Source organism: Corynebacterium glyciniphilum AJ 3170, assembly GCF_007673095.1.
Classification (GTDB): domain Bacteria; phylum Actinomycetota; class Actinomycetes; order Mycobacteriales; family Mycobacteriaceae; genus Corynebacterium.
The window spans coordinates 15,469-32,677 of sequence record NZ_VDYZ01000013.1; the positions used below are offsets into that span (position 1 = coordinate 15,469).

Sequence of the window (17,209 nt, forward strand, 5' to 3'; positions counted from 1 at the left end):
GGACGCCGGCGACCTTAGTTGGACAGCGGCGCGTTGACGTCCGCCGGGAGGGCGGCCTTGGCTGCCTCAACCAGGGCGGTGAAAGCCTGCGGATCCGAGACGGCGATCTCGGCCAGGTTCTTCCGGTCGACCTCGATGCCTGCGAGACGCAGACCCTGGATCAGACGGTTGTAGGTGATGTCGTTCGCACGGGCGGCGGCGTTGATGCGCTGGATCCACAGCTTGCGGAACTCGCCCTTGCGGGCACGACGGTCGCGGAACGCGTAGGTCTTGGAGTGGAGGACCTGCTCCTTGGCCTTGCGGTACAGGCGGGAGCGCTGGCCACGGTAGCCGGAGGCCTCGTTGAGAATTTCGCGGCGCTTCTTCTTCGCGTTCACTGAGCGCTTGACACGTGCCATGGTGGGACGTCCTTATCTTCTAGCTTCTTGATCTTCGGGAACTACCGGTGCCCCGGCGGTTCCTGGAATTACGGGTTACGAGTCGAGACGAGAGAAGGCGCTCAGGCCTTGCCCAGCAGACGCTTGACGCGCTTGACGTCCGCCGGTGCAACGTCCTCGGTGCCCTTGAGGCGACGGGTGCGCTTGGAGGGCTTTCCCTCCAGGAGGTGGCGACGGTTGGCCTGCTCGCGGCGCAGCTTGCCGGAACCGGTGACCTTGATGCGCTTGGCGGTGCCCTTGTGGGTCTTCTGCTTCATCGTGGATCCTTAACTTCTTCGTGGATAGGTGCCGACCGGGGTCGGGGAACTACTTCTTGCCCTTGCGGACAGGTCCCAGCACCATCGTCATATTGCGACCGTCCTGCTTTGCACGGGTCTCAACAACGCCGAACTCACGCACATCCTCAGCCAGCCGCTCGAGCAGCCTGAAACCCAGCTCAGGGCGGGACTGCTCTCGTCCGCGGAACATGATGGTGACCTTGACCTTGGACCCCTTCTCCAGGAACCGGACCACGTTGGACTTCTTCGTCTCGTAGTCGTTGTCGCTGATCTTGGGGCGGAACTTCTGTTCCTTGACCACGGTCTGCTGCTGGTTCTTCCGAGCCTCGCGAGCCTTCTGGTCCTGTTCGTACTTGAACTTGCCGAAATCCATGATCTTGCACACGGGCGGCTTGGCGTTCGGTGCAACCTCGACCAGGTCGAGATCCGCGTCATAGGCCAGCTTGCGTGCATCGTCGATACGGACGATACCGACCTGTTCGCCACCCGGACCGACGAGTCGGACCTCGGGAACTCGAATCCGGTCGTTTATGCGAGCTTGTGCGCTGATGAGAACTCCTCAGTAGCAGTGGTAGAAACGTGTACCGCGTACTGCGAGTGTTATCCCCCGGACGGCACTTCTGTACCGCACCTCGGACGGCCGCCGGTTCTCCACGGGGTGGCGATGGGCGACCGTTCCAGTGACCCGAGCCCTGCCGGAGAGGCGGTCTCAGGTGGGAGTGACTCCACTTGCAGCCTGACATCGTTGACAGGCGGTAGTGCGCACAACACTAGCACTGCACTGCCGGACACACAAACTCCGCATCCGTGGACATCTGCCTGGTAGTTTTAGCTCATGAACAGGATGTACACGTCCGAGGAGTCCGGGGGCCGGCCACCTGACATCGACCAGCTGCGCCGCGAACTCGAGTCGGCCCTCCTGCGCTCGGAAAAGGCGCACCACGAGACGGTGAGGATCACCACGGAACTGCTGGCCCGGCTGGACACGGCACCGACGGAACCGACAGAACCGTCGACACCAGCGAAAACTGAAGCACCGGCTGGGGAGGCCGACGCCACGCGACCCGAATCATGGCCCACGGCCCGGTCGGCCGGGCCCGGGCCGTTCCCTGCACCGTCGGGAGCCAGCCCCCAGGTGGAAGTATTCGGGGGCGGGGCGGAGCCGGCACCACCGGGGCCGGTCTCCAGGTTCCTGGAGGACAAGGACAAGATCACCGTCGGAGTGTCGGTGTTGGGCGCTGTCATCACCGTCATCGGACTGGTCTTTCTCGCGGTCCAGGCATTCAGCCGTGGGTGGCTCGGGCCGGCGAGCGCGGTTTCCGGGGCGGCCGTGCTCTGCCTCCTGCTGATCATCGGCGGTTTCGCGGTACACCACCGTAGTCCCCACGGTCCCACCGCACCAGCACTGATCAGTGTCGGAGTCCTCGGCATGTTCACGGACCTCTGGGTGCTGGTGTTCGGCCTCGAATGGACGAGCCCGGCACTCGGGGTTGTCCTGGTCGCAGGGATCGCTTCCGCCGGGCTCCTGACAGCCTGGTCCTGGTCGCATCAGGTTCTCGCGGTGATCCTGCTACTCGCCGGGACAGGGTTCCTCACACCGGCGGTGATCCACCTGTTGCAGGTCGCGTCGTCCTCCCGCTTTGACGCCCTGTCACTCATCGTCCTCGCTCTCATCGGCGCCGCAACCACCTGGCACCGGGAGTGGAAGGCGGTCGCCCTGTCCTCCGCCGCCGTCTTCGTTCTCGGGACAGTCGTTCTGTACGGCGACGGCCAACGGGTCACGCTTGTCGCCAGTTCACTCGTCGGGGTCGCCGTGATGTCCTGCCTGGCATGGTGCACACCGGCGCAGCCAGCCGGTCTGTCCGCCCTGTCACGGTGGCTACCGGTGTCCACAGTCCCTGTTATCCTGCTGCTCTCCGACGGGTCGGACCATCTGTCCGTCGCCGCCACCACGGTCGCGTGCCTGCTCATCGCCGGCGGCCCGGTCGTCTATGCGGCAGCGGGGTCCGTCGTGTCGAAGATGCCGCTTCGTCCCGACGTCCCAGACCACGACGGACGCTCCCCCGCACTACGCGCGGCACTGTGCTGCGGCGTCGCCGGGATTGTCCTCGTGCTGATGATCCGTCAGGACGACCCGTATGCCACAGCGTCACTGTGGTGGATGATCGCGCTCATCGGGGTAGCCACGATCCTGTTGCTGTTGTCGGACCGGGTGCCGGTCCCTCTGGTCTGGATTGTTTTCGCCGTGACCCTCATCTACGCCGTGCCCCGGGCGTTACCTGCCTGGGTGGACACGGACGCCTCCCCTGTCCTGATGTGGCCCGCTCTCGTCCTCACGGCCGCCCCGGGTGCACTGGCGCTGGTCTACTCGCGGCGGTTGGGTGCCACGAGAGAGATCTCACTGATCCTCGCTGCGGTGGTGCTGGTCGTGGTCACCTCAGCGCTTCCGTTGATCTTCCTGACCGCGAGTGAGTCTGACGTCGCGTTCATGGCGGGTCACCTGGTGACCTCGGTGACATGGATGGGGCTCGGAGTCACGATGCTCGCCCGGGACAACGGAGCGTCCGGGCTCGCACTGGCACTGCTGGCGTCGGCGAAACTGGTGTTCTATGACCTCTCGGCCCTGGCAGGCCTGATCCAGGTTGCGGTCTTCATCATCTGCGGGGCGATTCTCCTGGGTGCCGCGATTCTGCGCGAACGCAGACGGGATCACCCCGCCCCGACGTCAGAGTAGCTCTGTGAGGAATGAGCCGGTGTGGGACGCATCCACCGCGGCGATGTCCTCCGGAGTCCCCTCCGCAACGACGGTTCCGCCGCCCGAGCCCCCCTCGGGGCCCATGTCGACGACCCAGTCCGCGGCCTTGATCACATCGAGGTTGTGCTCGATCACGAGGACCGTGTTGCCCTTGTCCACAAGACCCTGGATGACCAGCATCAGCTTCCGGATGTCCTCGAAGTGCAGACCCGTCGTCGGCTCGTCCAGGATGTAGACGGTCCGCCCGTTGGAACGCTTCTGCAGCTCGCTGGCCAGTTTCACACGTTGGGCCTCACCACCGGACAGTGTCGTCGCTGCCTGACCGAGCCGCAGGTACCCGAGCCCGACATCGACGAGCGTGTCCAGGTAGCGGGCGATCGACGTGATCGGGGCGAAGAACTCGGCGGCCTCGTTGATCGGCATGTCCAGGACCTCGGAGATTGTCTTCCCCTTGTAGTGGACCTCGAGGGTTTCCCGGTTGTACCGCGCGCCGTCACACACTTCACACGGGACGTAGACGTCCGGCAGGAAGTTCATTTCGATCTTCAGCGTCCCGTCGCCACGGCAGGCCTCACACCGGCCGCCCTTGACGTTGAAGCTGAAGCGACCGGCCTTGTACCCGCGGACCTTCGCCTCGGTCGTCTCGGCGAAAAGGGTGCGGATCTTGTCGAAGACCCCGGTATAGGTCGCCGGGTTGGACCGGGGGGTCCGACCGATCGGGCTCTGGTCCACCCGAACGAGCTTGTCGAGCTGATCGAGGCCGGTGACCTTCTTGTGGTGCCCCGGGACCTGCCGTGCACCGTTGAGCTCATTGGCGAGAACCTGTGCAAGGATGCCGTTGACAAGACTGGACTTACCGGAGCCTGACACGCCGGTGACGCAGGTCAGGACTCCCAGCGGAAAACTGGCGGTGACATTCTTGAGGTTGTTCTCCGTCGCCCCGTGCACCGTGATCGACCGCGACAAGTCCACCTCACGTCTCTTGTCGGGGACGGCGAGGACCCGCCGCCCTGACAGGTACTGGCCGGTGAGCGATTCCTCTGCGTCGACGATGCCGTCGGGCTCCCCTTCGTAGACGATCTTCCCGCCGTACTCACCTGCACGTGGGCCGATGTCGACCAGCCAGTCGGCTGTCCTGATGGTCTCTTCGTCATGTTCCACCACGATCAGGGTGTTCCCGAGGTCCCGAAGATGCTGAAGTGTGCTGATGAGTCGCTTGTTGTCCCGTTGGTGCAGACCGATCGAAGGTTCATCGAGGACGTAGAGCACCCCGGCAAGACCGGAACCGATCTGCGTCGCCAACCGGATACGCTGTGCCTCACCACCGGACAGGGTGGCCGCCGCACGGGACAGGTTGAGGTAGTTCAGACCGACGTCGAGGAGGAATGTCAACCGTGCCTGAATCTCCTTCAGTACCCGGCCGGCGATCATTTCGTCACGCTTCGACAGGCTCAGCCGGTCCAGGAAGTCGCTCGCAGCCTCGATACTCAGGTCCGAGACATCCGCGATCGACTTCTCGCCGAGTTCCGAACTGATCGTGACCATGCGGATCTCCGGCCGGAGACGGGTTCCCTCACAGGTGGCACACGGAACTTCCCGCATATATCCGAGATAACGTTCCTTCTGGTGCTCGCTTTCCGCCTGGTCGATCTTGCGGTGCAGGTAAGGCATGACGCCCTCGAAGGGGGCCGAATACTGGCGCGACCGGCCGTAACGGTTGCGGTAACGCACGGTGATCTCCTCGGGATGCCCGTGGAGAACGGCCTTCCGTTCCTTTTTCGTGAGTTCGGACCACCGCGTCCGCGGGTCAATGCCGATATTCTCCGCCAGCGCGGCGAGAAGCTTGTCGAAGTACTTGTGGTTCGGGCTGGATGCCCAGGGGGCGATGGCGGACAGCAGCGGTGCATCATCGTCCGGGATGATCAGCTTCTCATCGACCTCCAGGCGCGTACCGAGGCCGTCGCACACCGGGCATGCCCCGTACGGACTGTTGAAGGAGAAGCTCCGGGGTTCCAGTTCGTCGATCGCGAGCGGATGACCGTTCGGGCAGGCCATGTGTTCGGAGAACCGACGGTAACGGTTGTCGTCGGTGTCCTCGAGGCTGACGAAGTCGATGACGACACGGCCGTCCGCGAGCCGTAGGGCCGTTTCCACCGAGTCGGTGAGCCGTTGCTTCTGGGAGGACTTGACCTGGAGGCGGTCGACGATCACGTCGATGTCATGCTTGACCTGCTTTTCCAGGGTGGGCGGGTCGGAAAGCCGGTAGGTCTCTCCGTCAACGAGCACACGGGAGTAACCGTCCGAGGCCAGGTCCTCGAAGAGGTCGACGAACTCGCCTTTCCTGGTCCGTACGACCGGTGCGAGCACCTGGAACTTCAGCCCCTCCTCCATGTCCAGGATCTGGTCGACGATCTGCTGGGGCGTCTGTGCCTGGATACGTTCTCCGCATTCCGGGCAGTGGGCCACTCCTGTGCGTGCGAACAGCAGACGGAGGTAGTCGTGGATTTCGGTGATCGTTCCCACCGTCGACCGGGGGTTCCGGTTCGTCGACTTCTGGTCGATGGACACAGCCGGGGACAGGCCCTCGATGAGGTCGACATCCGGCTTGTCCATCTGACCGAGGAACTGGCGCGCGTAGGAGGACAACGACTCCACATACCGTCGCTGCCCCTCTGCGAAGATGGTGTCGAAGGCCAACGATGACTTTCCCGAGCCGGACAGCCCGGTAAAGACGATCATCCGCTCGCGCGGCAGGTCAATGTCCACGCCCTGCAGATTGTGTTCCCGCGCTCCGCGCACGGTGAGGATCTCAGCCACCCGGTTCTCCTTCATGGAAGTTCGTCACTGCGTCGCCATCGTACGTGAAGGCCCCCGCGCAGTCGAACGGATAGTCGAAAACAACGGTGCCGCCGAGGTGGTGGCACCGCTATGGTGGGGACCATGGATTCCGCACAGATCACCACGACGACAGTAGGCCCGATGGGCAACAACTGCTACCTGGTCAGCGCCGGAGGCGACGCGCTGCTCATCGATGCGGCGGACGACGCCCGGCGACTTCTCGCAGTCGCCGCCGATGCCGGCGTACGGATCACCGATGTGCTCACCACACACCGGCACGACGACCATGTCCAGGCACTCGGCGAGATCCTCGCCGCCACCGGAGCGCGCCACCATGCCTCGGCCCAGGATGCACCGGACATTCCGGCCACCGTGGACAGAACCTGGGGTCATGATCCGGACAGCGACACCCCTGAGACCTTCATCACCTCCTCCCCTGCCCTGGATGCTCTCGGGATGCGACTGGTTCTGCTCCGTGGCCACACGGCCGGAGGCCTGGGCGTCATCCTCCCTCAGCCCGACGGCACCGAGGATCTCTTCTCCGGGGACAGTTTGTTCCCCGGGGGAGTCGGCAAGACCGAGACGGCGGAGGACTTCACGTCATTGCTTTCCGACGTCTCACGCCGCTGTTTCAGTCTTCCCGACAGCACCCGGGTGCATCCGGGGCACGGGGACAGCACGACCATCGGCGCAGAACGTCCACATCTGGAGGAGTGGCGCGAACGCGGGTGGTGAGCCGCTAGTTCTGCAGCGGCCACCCTGCCATCCGCTTCGGCCGTGGCGGGGCGTACGTCCGGATCTTCGATGTGGTAAGCCCGAGGTTCACCAGCGACTCCGCCAACTGGACGGCAGCCGCGACTCCGTCCACCACGGGTGTTCCTGTCGCAGCGCGAACCGCCTCGTCCAGTCCCGCCATTCCCCCGCAGCCCAGGACGATCACCTCGGCGCGGTCCTGCTCGACCGCGAGACTCGCCTCCTCGGCGATGGCCTCAACCGCGGCTTCTGCAGACTCCTCCAGCTGCAGCACGGACAGCCCCGAGGCCCGCACGGAGGCGCAGGTACGGTCGAGTCCCGCCAAGATTAGACGATCCTCGATGAGCGGCACGGTCCGGTCGAGTGTGGTCACCACACTGTAGGAGCGTCCGACTAGGCTCGCGATATGGCCGGCCGCCTCGGTGATGTCGACCACCGGGACGTCCAGCATCTCCTGCAGCGCCTCTCTGCCATGCTCGCCGAAACCGGCCTGGATGACCGCGTCGAACGGTCCGTTGTACCGGGAGACCGCTTCCATCACGCCGACAGCGGCCAGGTGGCTCTCCATGTTCCCCTCGACGGATTCTGCACCGAAGCGTGGGGTCAGCGCCACGATCTCGGTACCGCCGGATGCCGCGGCCTCCGCCTGCGTGCCGATCGAGGCGGTCATCGAGGCGGTGGTGTTGACGTTAACGACGAGGATTCTCATGCTCGCTCCTTCTGAGTGGTGGTGTCGGCGACAGCTGCGGCCTCCATGCCCGCGAGGAAGCGACGGGAGGACGGCAGTGTCTTCATGAGCACCCAGTAAACCAGTGCCGCAGGCACAAGGCTCACGTACCATCCGACGTCGGAGAAAGGAAGGGTCGTGAGGACACCGACGACTACGGCGACGACGGCCGCCCAGTTCACCCCACGGAACGGTCCGCGAGGATCGTAGAGTTCGGTGATGTCGAGGTACCGGCGTCGGATCAGATAGTAGTCCACGACCATGACCGCGAAGATGGGCCCCAGGAAGGCGGAGTACACCTGCACGAACGTCTGCAGGCCGTCGGCGTTCTCGTCGCGGACCAGCAGCCAGGGGAACGTCGCCGGAGCAAGCACACCCACCAGAACCGCAGCGGTGCGAAACTTTATGCGGAACATGTCCATCAGGACGTACGTGGGGGGAACCACGTTGTTCAGGACGTTGGTGGTTACCTGGGCGAAAGCGATGAACAGGAGCGTGACGACTAGCAGCGGGGTGTTGTCGACCGCGTTGGAGAACACGTCGATCGGGTCGACCACTCCGGTCGCCTCCGAGACCATCAGGCCGATCAGCCCCATGAACAGGGTCACGGGCAGGATCGCCGCGGTGTACAGCGAGAACATCGTCGCCGGCCCGCTGGAGGTGGAGTGTTCACGCGAGTAGTCGCTTACGTTAAGCATCATCGTGGCGTAGATGCCGAGGAAGAGCATCGTGGCTCCCCAGAATGGCAGCCCCCAGGAGCCCTCGGCGTGCAGGCTCTCGCCGAGCTCCGCCCCGTAGCGGTCGATCACACTGAAGAACATGTACACCAGCGCGCAGAGGATGAAGACCGCACCGATGTTCTCCAGCCATTTGATGCCCTGGAAGCCTGCAACCGACAGGGCGATCTGCAGTGCCTGGAAGAGGATGAAGAACAGCACAATGTTGCTGAACCCAAAGAGGGTGTCGCTGATGGAATTGATCGCCATCGCCCCGACCCAACTCTGGAACCCATACCAGACCAGGGCGGGCAGGGCGCGGACCAGGCCGGGGATCCTCGTGCCGACGAACCCGAAGGAGCTACGAACTTGGACCATGAAAGGGATGCCCCATCGGTGGCCGGCGGCGCCGTTGATCGTCAGGCCCGCGGTGATGACCACGCACCCGATCACCATGGCCACGATGGCCTGCACAAGGTTCAGGGTGCCCACCAACGAGGATCCCATGGTAAAGGTGCCGATCGAGACACAGCCTCCCATCCAGGCGAAGAGGTAGGATGTCCTGCCCATGATGCGGGTCTGCTGGGGTGCAAGGGACTCCTCGCCAGCGGCCTTCCCCGCGTGGTCCGGGCCGGTCGCCGGCGAGCTCTCTGGGGTTCTCTCGTTGGTCACGGTGGATTCCTTCTCGCTGAAACGTCATAGGTTTTCTTGATACCAGCACAGCATATTTTTGTTTCGTCCTCTTTTCCCCCGGCTGAACAGACGCGACGTGCCGACATCTGTCTTCCACGGCGTAGAATGGCCGTTCCTGTCGCGACGCCGACGGAACCCGTTCAAGAGATTCAGGAGACCATGAGCGCCACCTCTTCCGAGCACCCCGACATCTCCGCAGAGCAGGAACATCTCGATGCTCTGCTCGCTGTCGTCGACGAGTCACGCGAGCGCCTCACAGACCGGATGCGCAAAGCGCAGCGTCGCCGCGCCGATATCGATCAGCCGCAGACACTCCTCGAGCGTGACCATGAGACCTACGAGGTCGCAGGACGCCTGGACGAGTTCTCTGCCGCGGAGATCGGGCTGTTCTTCGGACGCATCGACGTCGATGACGATGACCCGGAGAACCCTGTCACGGACATTCCCGGGGAGCCTGCCCTTGACCGCCGGTACATCGGTCGCATCGGGCTACACACCTCAGACGACGACATGCGGACCCTCCTGATGGATTGGCGGGCTCCCCTTGCCCGGCCGTTCTACCTGGCCACCACGCTTCATCCTGAAGGAGTCCACGTCCGCAGGCACATCCGGACGCGTGGTCGTACCGTAACCGACGTCGCCGACGAGCGGCTTTCCGGCGGTTGCGACGACAGTGCCGGTGACAGGGACGGATCCGTCGCACAGGAAGGGGCCCTCCTGCATGCGGTGAACCGTGCCCGGGACCGCCACATGCACGACATCGTCGACACTATTGTCGCTGAGCAGGACCGGATCATCCGCGAGGACCACCGCGGTGTGACAGTGGTCCAGGGTGGCCCCGGCACCGGCAAAACCGCGGTCGCGCTGCACCGGACGGCCTACCTCCTGTACACGTGGCGCGAGCAGCTCTCGAACACCGGCGTGCTGATCATCGGCCCCAACCGTCGTTTCCTGGACTACATCTCACAGGTGCTGCCCAGTCTGGGTGAGACCGGCGTCGTTCTGGCCACACCTGGCTCGTTGCTGCCCGGCATCACCGCACGCCCGCTGAGTTCGGAGTCGCTGAGCACACAGGAAGTCAAGGGGTCGTTGGAGATGCTCGAGATCCTGTCACGGGCAGTGCGCGACCTGCAGATGGTGCCGGAGCAGCCCGTGGACTTCCTCATCGACGGTGTCACGGTGTCCCTGACTCCACAGATCGCCCGGCAGGCACGTGCGCGGGCCCGCCGGACTCACCGCCCCCACAACCTGGCCCGCAGCCGGTTCCGGGATGCCGTGCTCGACCTCATGCGCGATGCCATGGCGGACGCCATCGGTGCCGACCCGCTCGGCGGGGAGAACCTCCTGACCACAGCCGACCGTGAACAGCTGCGCGAGGACCTGGCGGAGGAACCCGCCATCGCCGACACCGTCGACGACCTGTGGCCGGAGCTCACCGCCGAGGAGGTGCTCTCGGGGCTCTTCAGTTCACGAGAGGCAATCGACTCGGCAGCCAGCGACTACGACGACCTGACCCGGGCATCCCTGCTCCGCGAGGATGCTCCGGATGACTGGACCGAGGCGGACGCCCCGCTGCTGGATGAGCTTGCCGAGATCCTCGGTATCGCCGGAGCCGAAGAGGCGGAGGCAGAGGAACGTCGCCGGTGGAAATCTCAGGTGGATGAGGCGCAGGAAGCCCTCGACATCCTCAGTGGGTCGGCCTACCAGGATCTCGACGACGGTACCGACGCGGAGATTCTCATGGCCTATGACGTCATCGACGCCGAACAACTCGCCGAACGTCAGCGCGTCCGGTCGTCGATGTCCACGGCGGAACGCGCCGCGGCTGACCGCACCTGGGCGTTCGGACACGTCATTGTCGATGAGGCCCAGGAGCTGTCCGCCATGGCGTGGCGGATGATCTTCCGCCGCTCACCGAACCGCTGGATGACACTGGTCGGAGACCCCGCCCAGACCGGCAGCCCGGCGGGTGTCGAGGACTGGGCCACCGCACTGGAACCGTTCGTCAAGGACCGGTGGAAGCTCCACGAACTGACGGTGAACTACCGGACGCCGGCGGACATCGCCGAGATCGCCACCCGTATCCTCGCCGAGGTCGCACCTGGTCAGGACGTTCCCGCCTGTCTCCGCGACACGGGGAGCGGCGTCCGGGAGTTCCAGATGACCGGACTGCCGGACGCGGTCTCCAGTGCTACGGACAGTGCGGGTGAGGGGCTGGTGGGTATCATCGCCGCCCCGCAGCGTATCGCCGGCCTTGAACAGGAGTTCGCGGCAGATGCCGTGCTGGTCTCGGATGTCAACGGGGCCAAAGGCCTGGAGTTCGACGAGGTCGTGCTCGTGGAACCGGAGGAGATCGTGTCTGCCTCCCCGCAGGGGTTCAACGACCTCTACGTGGCGGTCACGCGTGCCACACAGGGTCTGAGTCTCGTCCATGACCTGCCGTTACCCTGGTAGTAATGGAGGGATGAGTATCTCTGACCGTGACCGTGGATTCCTCCGTCTCGCCGTCGACCAGGCCCGTGAGGCCCGCCGTGCGGGCGACGATGCTTTCGGGACCGTGCTCGTCGGGGAGAACGGTGAGGTCCTTTTCTCTGACCGCAACCGGGTGGTCTCCGACTCCAGTCCCCTGCGGCATCCGGAGTTCACCGCAGCTGAGTGGGCCATCGCGCATCTCGACCCCCGTGAGCGGTCGCGGAGCACGGTCTACACCTCCGGTGAGCACTGTCCGATGTGCGCGGCCGCGCACGGCTGGGCCGGTCTCGGCCGCATCGTCTACGCCTCGTCGGCGAAGCAGTTCAAGGCCTGGGCCTCAGAAGACGGGCGGCCTGCCGCACCGGTCGCCTCGTTGCAGGTCCGGGACATCGTCCCCGGGATCACCGTCGACGGCCCTGACGCCGAGCTGTCCCGGGAGGTCCGGGAACTGCACCGGCCGTCGTGAACTACACCGTGTGGACGATCATCACGTCGCAGTCGGACTGACGTGCGACGTCCGCCGGCACGGATCCGAGCAGCCGTCCGGTCAGTGAGTTGATGCCGCGGTTGCCGACGATCAGCAGGTCCGCCGACTCGTCGGTGACGATGGCCATGAGGGCGTCCACCGGGGCCCCCTCCTTCACGGCGGTGGAGACTTTCGTGGCCCCCACTTCTTCGGCCGCGGCGACCGCCGCAGCCAGATTCTCCTGTGCCGGGTCCCCTCCGACCACCGTCTTCGAGTCCATCCGGATAGCTTTCACCGCCGACTCGGCGTTCTTGTAGTAGGCGCATCCGATCACCAGCCGGGCATCGAATGCCGCGGCCAGTGCTGCTGCCCGTTTCACCGCCAGGACGGATGACGATGATCCGTCGGTTCCGACGACGATGGTCTCATAGGTGGTGCTATCGCTCACTGCCAGCCCTTTGTGATCGTGGATGGTTTCCACACGAAAGCCTACCCCAGTCAGATCCCTGCTTCGATCATGCCGCGCAGTTCCTTCTTAAGGTCGGCGATCTCATCTCTCAGCCGCCCAGCGAGCTCGAACTTCAGTTCCCGCGCGGCATCCTGCATCTGCGTCGTGAGATCCGCGATGAGCTTCTCGAGCTCGGGCCGCGCCATGGACCCTGTGTCCTGAGCTCCGGCCGCCACAGAGTCGCCCGAGGCGACGTTGACGTCCGCACCGAAACCTGTCGACGCCCCGTCCCCCTCCTCACTGCGGTTCTCGTACACCTGGTCGAGGATGTCTGCGATCGCTTTACGCAGGGGCTGCGGGTCAATTCCGTGTTCTTCGTTGTAGGCGATCTGCTTGGCACGCCGCCGTTCGGTCTCGTCCATGGCGTACTGCATCGAGTCGGTGACCTTGTCTGCGTACATGATGACCTCACCCGAGACATTTCGGGCGGCACGTCCGATGGTCTGCACCAGGGAGCGTTCCGACCGGAGGAAACCTTCCTTGTCTGCGTCGAGGATGGCCACGAGCGAGACTTCCGGAAGATCGAGCCCCTCACGCAACAGGTTGATACCGACGAGGACGTCGTACTCCCCCAGCCGGAGTTGCCGCAGCAACTCCACCCGCTTGAGTGTGTCGATGTCCGAGTGCATGTACCGCACCCGCACGCCGTGCTCGAGAAGATAGTCGGTGAGATCCTCTGCCATTCGTTTGGTCAGGGTGGTCACCAGGACGCGTTCCTGCTTTTCGGTACGCTGACGGATCTGCTCGATGAGATCGTCGATCTGTCCCTCGGTAGGCAGGACCTCCACCTTCGGGTCGACCAGACCCGTCGGACGGATGACCTGTTCGACGAACTCGCCACCTGTCGCCGCCATCTCGTAGTCGCCCGGAGTCGCCGACATGTAGACGCACTGCCCTTTGCGGTCGTCGAACTCCTCCCAGGTCAGGGGTCGGTTGTCCAGGGCGCTGGGCAGACGGAAACCGAAGTCCACGAGGTTGCGCTTGCGCGACATGTCGCCTTCGAACATGCCACCGATCTGCGGTACCGTGACGTGGGACTCGTCGATGATGGTGAGATAGTCCTCCGGGAAGTAGTCGATCAACGTCGCAGGGGCCGAACCCGCCTCGCGCTGGTCCACGTGGCGCGAATAGTTCTCGATACCCGAGCAGTAGCCGACCTGCTGAATCATCTCCAGGTCGTATTCGGTGCGCATACGGAGGCGCTGCGCCTCAAGCAGTTTTCCCCGGCCCTCCAGTTCGGCGACGCGTTGCTCGAGCTCCGCCCGGATATCCTCCATCGCCTTCTCCATACGGTCCGGCCCGGCCACATAGTGTGTGGCCGGGAATATCCGGATGTCCTCTACTTCCCGGATGACGTCCCCGGTAAGAGGGTGGATGTAGAAGAGACTGTCGATCTCGTCTCCGAAGAATTCGACGCGCACCGCCAGTTCCTCGTAGGCGGGGATGATGTCCACGACGTCTCCCTTCACCCGGAACGCCCCACGGGTGAACGAGACATCATTCCGGTCGTACTGGATGTCGACCAGGAGACGGAGGAAACGGTCACGCTCGACCTCTTCCCCGACCTTGAGGACCACGGACCTGTCGAGATAGGACTGCGGGGTCCCCAGCCCGTATATGCAGGAGACCGAGGAAACGACGACGACGTCACGACGTGACAGCAGGTTGGACGTCGCGGAGTGGCGGAGACGTTCGACGTCGTCGTTGATCGACGAGTCCTTCTCGATGTACGTGTCCGTCTGCGCGATGTAGGCCTCCGGCTGGTAGTAGTCGTAGTAACTGACGAAGTATTCGACGGCGTTGTTGGGGAGCAGACTACGAAGTTCATTCGCCAGCTGTGCCGCGAGCGTCTTGTTCGGTGCCATCACCAGCGTGGGGCGCTGCTGCTGCTCGATGAGCCAGGCCGCGGTCGCCGACTTGCCGGTACCCGTGGCACCCATGAGGACGACGTCGCGTTCCCCCCGGTTCAGTCTCTCATCGAGTTCCTTGATCGCGGCCGGCTGGTCACCGGCGGGTTCGTAGTCGCTGATGACCTCGAACCGGGCGTCGCTGCGCTCCACCTCCCCGACCGGCCGGAACTCGGATTCGGAGAGGACCGGGTGTTCTGCTGCGAAAGCCATGGAAGCTACACCTCGTCCCAGAATGCGTCGACCTGGGCGACCAGCGCTTCAAGGTCGCCGCTGTTGTCCAGGACGACATCCGCGGCCGCGAGCCTCGTCTGCCGGTCCACCTGTGCGGCGAGGCGACGGCGGGCGTCGTCCTCGTCCAGGCCCCGGGACTCCACGAGACGCGCGATACGCACGTCATCGGGGGCGTCGACGACGAGAACCGTGTCGACAGTCTCGGTCTCACCGTTCTCGATGAGCAGCGGCATGTCGTAGACGACCACGTCCCGCCCCTCCTCGGCGGCGGTGTCGAAGAGTTCTGCGGTACGGGCGCGTATGCGTGGGTGGGTGATGGCGTTGAGTCTGTCCGTGGCAGCGGTCGAGGCGAACGCCTGGCGGGCGAGCTCCGCCCGGTCGAGCCCCCCTTCCGGGGTGAGCACGCCATCGAAAGCGTCGGCGAGCTCGGCGAGCGCCGGCTGACCCGGTTCCACGATCTCACGGGCCACCTTGTCGGCGTCCACGACGAACGCGCCTTTCTGCCGGAGCCGTTCGGCCACCGTCGTCTTTCCGGAACCGATACCACCTGTCAGGCCGATAATGCGCATGTCGTCAAGGATAGCGCTGTCGGCCGGTATCGGCACCGGTCGAGGCGCGGACGGATCAGGAGCCGGGCAACGGCAACGTGAGAGAGCCGGTCACTGAGCCGGTGCCGGACGACGTCAGGGCCGCCCCCGCGGCCGTGAGGCACTGGACGTTCGCTGCATTGGCGTTGGCGAAGAGATAGCGGAGTTGATTGGCGGTCTCCCGCGCCGCTGCCTCATTCGCCTCGGCCCACTGTCCGGCGAGTTCCGAGAGCCGCTGACCGATGTCAGCACAGAACGCCTGGTCTCCCGTGCCGAGATTGCGGTTGAGCAGGCTCCCCGCCGAACCGTCGACCTCCTGAAGGTCAGGCAGGTCCGGAATCGTCTCGGTCGTGTCAGCGTCGGCAGCGTTGGCAGCAGGAGCGAACACGATGGCTACGGCGAGGAGAACCGTGGCGCCTGCTGTCATCCGCCGGAAAGGAGTACGCGTCATGCCACTGGACTATAGTCGCACTTATTCCCTTGCGTAACTTTAATGATGTTTCTTCACAGGAGCCCCATGTACTCTTCCTCTCTCCGACGGGTCTCGACGGTAACCCTCACCGCAGTGGTGACGGCAGCGACGGCGACCGTCCTCGGCACCGGCTCTGCCTCCGCCGCTCCGTGCGACACCTACGCCCCCAACCTCATCGACCGGGCGTCGGCGCTACTCAGTTCGGGGTCCGGCAGCTCCGGCAGCTCCGGTAGCTCGAGCACCTCAGGATCTCTGACGTCCTGGGCCGGCGACACACCGTGGGATCTTCCGAACGTGTCGAGCCCGACCGAGGCGATGTACATGGTGACCGGGCCGAACAGTCCGGACGAAACCCAGCGGCTGGGGTTGGCGTCCACCGACCTCGGTTTCATGTGGGATGCGGGCGCCGGCCAGACTCTCATGGCCTTCGGCGACAGCTTCGGATGCGACTCCGGTCTCAGCGGGTGGCACTCCAATGCACTGTTCTCCTCGCACGACACCGACCCCTCCGACGGGCTGTACCTCGACGGCACCGCCGACGGCGGGCGGTCCGGTGAATTCCTCCCGGTGTCCCTGAAAGAGCCCGGTGTCGAGCACACGAAGATCCCGACCTCGGGTATCGAGGTCAACGGTCGCCAGTACGTCGACTTCATGTCGGTGAAATCCTGGGGGAATGCCGGCCAGTGGACCACCAACTACGCACAGACGGTGGAGTCCACCGACGGAGGCAAGGAATTCCTGCCTGTGGACGCGTCGACCAGGGCATCCTCCAAGGCATCCGGAGACGACAGGATCGCCCGTGTCACCGGTGGCCGTGCGGTGGTCGACAACTTTCAGATGACCGCCCTGACCAAGCATTCGGAGAACGGGATAGACTACGTCTACGCCTACGGCACTCCGAGCGGCCGGGACGGGGCGGCGCGACTCGCCCGCATCAGTGAGCCGACCTTCCCCGACTGGTCACGCGCCGAGTACTGGGACGGATCCCGGTGGACGGAGGACGCCACCTCCGCGGCGAAAGTCCTGGACGGGCGGGTCTCGGAGCTCTCGGTGCAGTACAACGACTACCGCGACTCATGGTTGGCGATGTACGAGTCCACCGAGGGAATCGTCCTGCGTGAGGCGGATTCCCCCACCGGACCGTGGTCGGGGAAGAAGACCGTGGTTTCCCGGCTCCAGACGCCGGACGCCTACGGTGCGTTCATGGTGCCGACGCAGGCCGCGGACGACCCGTCGCGCCTGTATTTCGTGATGACGACGTGGTCGGGCTACAACACAGCGATGCTGCGCACCGACCTGGACCGCGTGTTGGACTGACCATTCCCCGAAGCAGACAGCAACCCCGGAGGTCGGTGTGGCCGACCTC

15 protein-coding genes are annotated in these 17,209 nt (G+C 64.7%); 5 read left to right on the plus strand and 10 right to left on the minus strand.

Features of this window, described 5'->3' with window-relative positions; genetic code table 11:
- Positions 1-14 precede the first annotated feature (14 nt).
- The 3 genes from rplT to infC all read right to left on the minus strand — a co-directional run bounded on the left by rplT (position 15) and on the right by infC (position 1,265).
- On the minus strand, positions 15-398 hold the full coding sequence (rplT, locus tag FS507_RS12840; protein WP_075815427.1) for a 50S ribosomal protein L20: 384 nt from the start codon (positions 396-398) through the stop codon (positions 15-17).
- Positions 399-499: 101 nt separating this feature from the next.
- Positions 500-694, minus strand: coding sequence for a 50S ribosomal protein L35 (rpmI, locus tag FS507_RS12845; protein WP_075815429.1), 195 nt, complete (start codon positions 692-694; stop codon positions 500-502).
- A 49-nt stretch (positions 695-743) separates the two neighbouring features.
- Positions 744-1,265 (minus strand): translation initiation factor IF-3, encoded by a 522-nt coding sequence (infC, locus tag FS507_RS12850; RefSeq protein ID WP_075815431.1) that lies wholly within the window; start codon positions 1,263-1,265, stop codon positions 744-746.
- A 285-nt stretch (positions 1,266-1,550) separates the two neighbouring features.
- Between infC and FS507_RS12855 the strand changes: the two genes are divergently transcribed.
- Positions 1,551-3,449: a DUF2339 domain-containing protein gene (locus FS507_RS12855; protein ID WP_145943188.1), complete on the plus strand. Its 1,899-nt coding sequence runs from the start codon at positions 1,551-1,553 to the stop codon at positions 3,447-3,449.
- Here FS507_RS12855 and uvrA read toward each other — a convergent pair.
- On the minus strand, positions 3,441-6,287 hold the full coding sequence (gene uvrA, locus FS507_RS12860) for an excinuclease ABC subunit UvrA (protein ID WP_145943189.1): 2,847 nt from the start codon (positions 6,285-6,287) through the stop codon (positions 3,441-3,443). The two genes, FS507_RS12855 and uvrA, sit on opposite strands and share 9 nt — an antisense overlap.
- 123 nt (positions 6,288-6,410) lie before the next feature.
- Here uvrA and FS507_RS12865 point away from each other — a divergent pair, with 123 nt between their 5' ends.
- Positions 6,411-7,043 carry an MBL fold metallo-hydrolase gene (locus tag FS507_RS12865; protein WP_260853425.1) on the plus strand — a complete coding sequence of 211 codons (633 nt, stop codon included), beginning with the start codon at positions 6,411-6,413 and terminating at the stop codon, positions 7,041-7,043.
- A gap of 4 nt (positions 7,044-7,047) precedes the next feature.
- Here FS507_RS12865 and FS507_RS12870 read toward each other — a convergent pair whose 3' ends face one another.
- Together FS507_RS12870 and FS507_RS12875 are read right to left on the minus strand one after the other, a co-directional pair.
- Positions 7,048-7,770, minus strand: a complete 723-nt coding sequence (locus tag FS507_RS12870; protein ID WP_145943190.1) for an aspartate/glutamate racemase family protein — start codon at positions 7,768-7,770, stop codon at positions 7,048-7,050.
- Positions 7,767-9,176 carry an NCS1 family transporter gene (locus tag FS507_RS12875; RefSeq protein WP_145943191.1) on the minus strand — a complete coding sequence of 470 codons (1,410 nt, stop codon included), beginning with the start codon at positions 9,174-9,176 and terminating at the stop codon, positions 7,767-7,769. The genes FS507_RS12870 and FS507_RS12875 overlap by 4 nt, the downstream gene beginning before the upstream one ends.
- A 180-nt stretch (positions 9,177-9,356) precedes the next feature.
- Here FS507_RS12875 and FS507_RS12880 point away from each other — a divergent pair, with 180 nt between their 5' ends.
- Positions 9,357-11,651, plus strand: coding sequence for a HelD family protein (locus tag FS507_RS12880; protein ID WP_145943192.1), 2,295 nt, complete (start codon positions 9,357-9,359; stop codon positions 11,649-11,651).
- Between the two features lie 10 nt (positions 11,652-11,661).
- The gene (locus tag FS507_RS12885) at positions 11,662-12,135 is read left to right on the plus strand and encodes a nucleoside deaminase (protein WP_145943193.1); all 474 of its coding nucleotides are present in this window, start codon (positions 11,662-11,664) and stop codon (positions 12,133-12,135) included.
- A 1-nt stretch (position 12,136) separates the two neighbouring features.
- On the opposite strand, the gene FS507_RS12890 is transcribed toward FS507_RS12885, so the two are convergent.
- The 4 genes from FS507_RS12890 to FS507_RS12905 are packed head-to-tail and all read right to left on the minus strand — an operon-like array spanning position 12,137 to position 15,822.
- Positions 12,137-12,583 (minus strand): universal stress protein, encoded by a 447-nt coding sequence (locus FS507_RS12890; protein ID WP_145943194.1) that lies wholly within the window; start codon positions 12,581-12,583, stop codon positions 12,137-12,139.
- A gap of 50 nt (positions 12,584-12,633) precedes the next feature.
- Positions 12,634-14,763: an excinuclease ABC subunit UvrB gene (uvrB, locus tag FS507_RS12895; protein WP_145943195.1), complete on the minus strand. Its 2,130-nt coding sequence runs from the start codon at positions 14,761-14,763 to the stop codon at positions 12,634-12,636.
- A 5-nt stretch (positions 14,764-14,768) separates the two neighbouring features.
- Complete coding sequence (coaE, locus tag FS507_RS12900) at positions 14,769-15,353, minus strand: dephospho-CoA kinase (RefSeq protein ID WP_145943196.1); 585 nt, start codon at positions 15,351-15,353, stop codon at positions 14,769-14,771.
- Positions 15,354-15,408: 55 nt separating this feature from the next.
- Positions 15,409-15,822 carry a hypothetical protein gene (locus FS507_RS12905; RefSeq protein ID WP_145943197.1) on the minus strand — a complete coding sequence of 138 codons (414 nt, stop codon included), beginning with the start codon at positions 15,820-15,822 and terminating at the stop codon, positions 15,409-15,411.
- A gap of 66 nt (positions 15,823-15,888) precedes the next feature.
- On the opposite strand from FS507_RS12905, the gene FS507_RS12910 reads away from it, so the two are divergent.
- Positions 15,889-17,160 carry a DUF4185 domain-containing protein gene (locus FS507_RS12910; protein ID WP_145943198.1) on the plus strand — a complete coding sequence of 424 codons (1,272 nt, stop codon included), beginning with the start codon at positions 15,889-15,891 and terminating at the stop codon, positions 17,158-17,160.
- Positions 17,161-17,209 lie beyond the last annotated feature (49 nt).

Bases quoted from the DNA above. Each gene is read 5' to 3' on its own strand.
- rplT (WP_075815427.1), bottom strand. From the start codon at position 398: ATGGCACGTGTCAAGCGCTCAGTGAACGCGAAGAAGAAGCGCCGCGAA.
- rpmI (WP_075815429.1), bottom strand. From the start codon at position 694: ATGAAGCAGAAGACCCACAAGGGCACCGCCAAGCGCATCAAGGTCACC.
- FS507_RS12855 (WP_145943188.1), top strand. From the start codon at position 1,551: ATGAACAGGATGTACACGTCCGAGGAGTCCGGGGGCCGGCCACCTGAC.
- FS507_RS12865 (WP_260853425.1), top strand. From the start codon at position 6,411: ATGGATTCCGCACAGATCACCACGACGACAGTAGGCCCGATGGGCAAC.
- FS507_RS12870 (WP_145943190.1), bottom strand. From the start codon at position 7,770: ATGAGAATCCTCGTCGTTAACGTCAACACCACCGCCTCGATGACCGCC.
- FS507_RS12880 (WP_145943192.1), top strand. From the start codon at position 9,357: ATGAGCGCCACCTCTTCCGAGCACCCCGACATCTCCGCAGAGCAGGAA.
- FS507_RS12885 (WP_145943193.1), top strand. From the start codon at position 11,662: ATGAGTATCTCTGACCGTGACCGTGGATTCCTCCGTCTCGCCGTCGAC.
- uvrB (WP_145943195.1), bottom strand. From the start codon at position 14,763: ATGGCTTTCGCAGCAGAACACCCGGTCCTCTCCGAATCCGAGTTCCGG.
- coaE (WP_145943196.1), bottom strand. From the start codon at position 15,353: ATGCGCATTATCGGCCTGACAGGTGGTATCGGTTCCGGAAAGACGACG.
- FS507_RS12905 (WP_145943197.1), bottom strand. From the start codon at position 15,822: ATGACGCGTACTCCTTTCCGGCGGATGACAGCAGGCGCCACGGTTCTC.
- FS507_RS12910 (WP_145943198.1), top strand. From the start codon at position 15,889: ATGTACTCTTCCTCTCTCCGACGGGTCTCGACGGTAACCCTCACCGCA.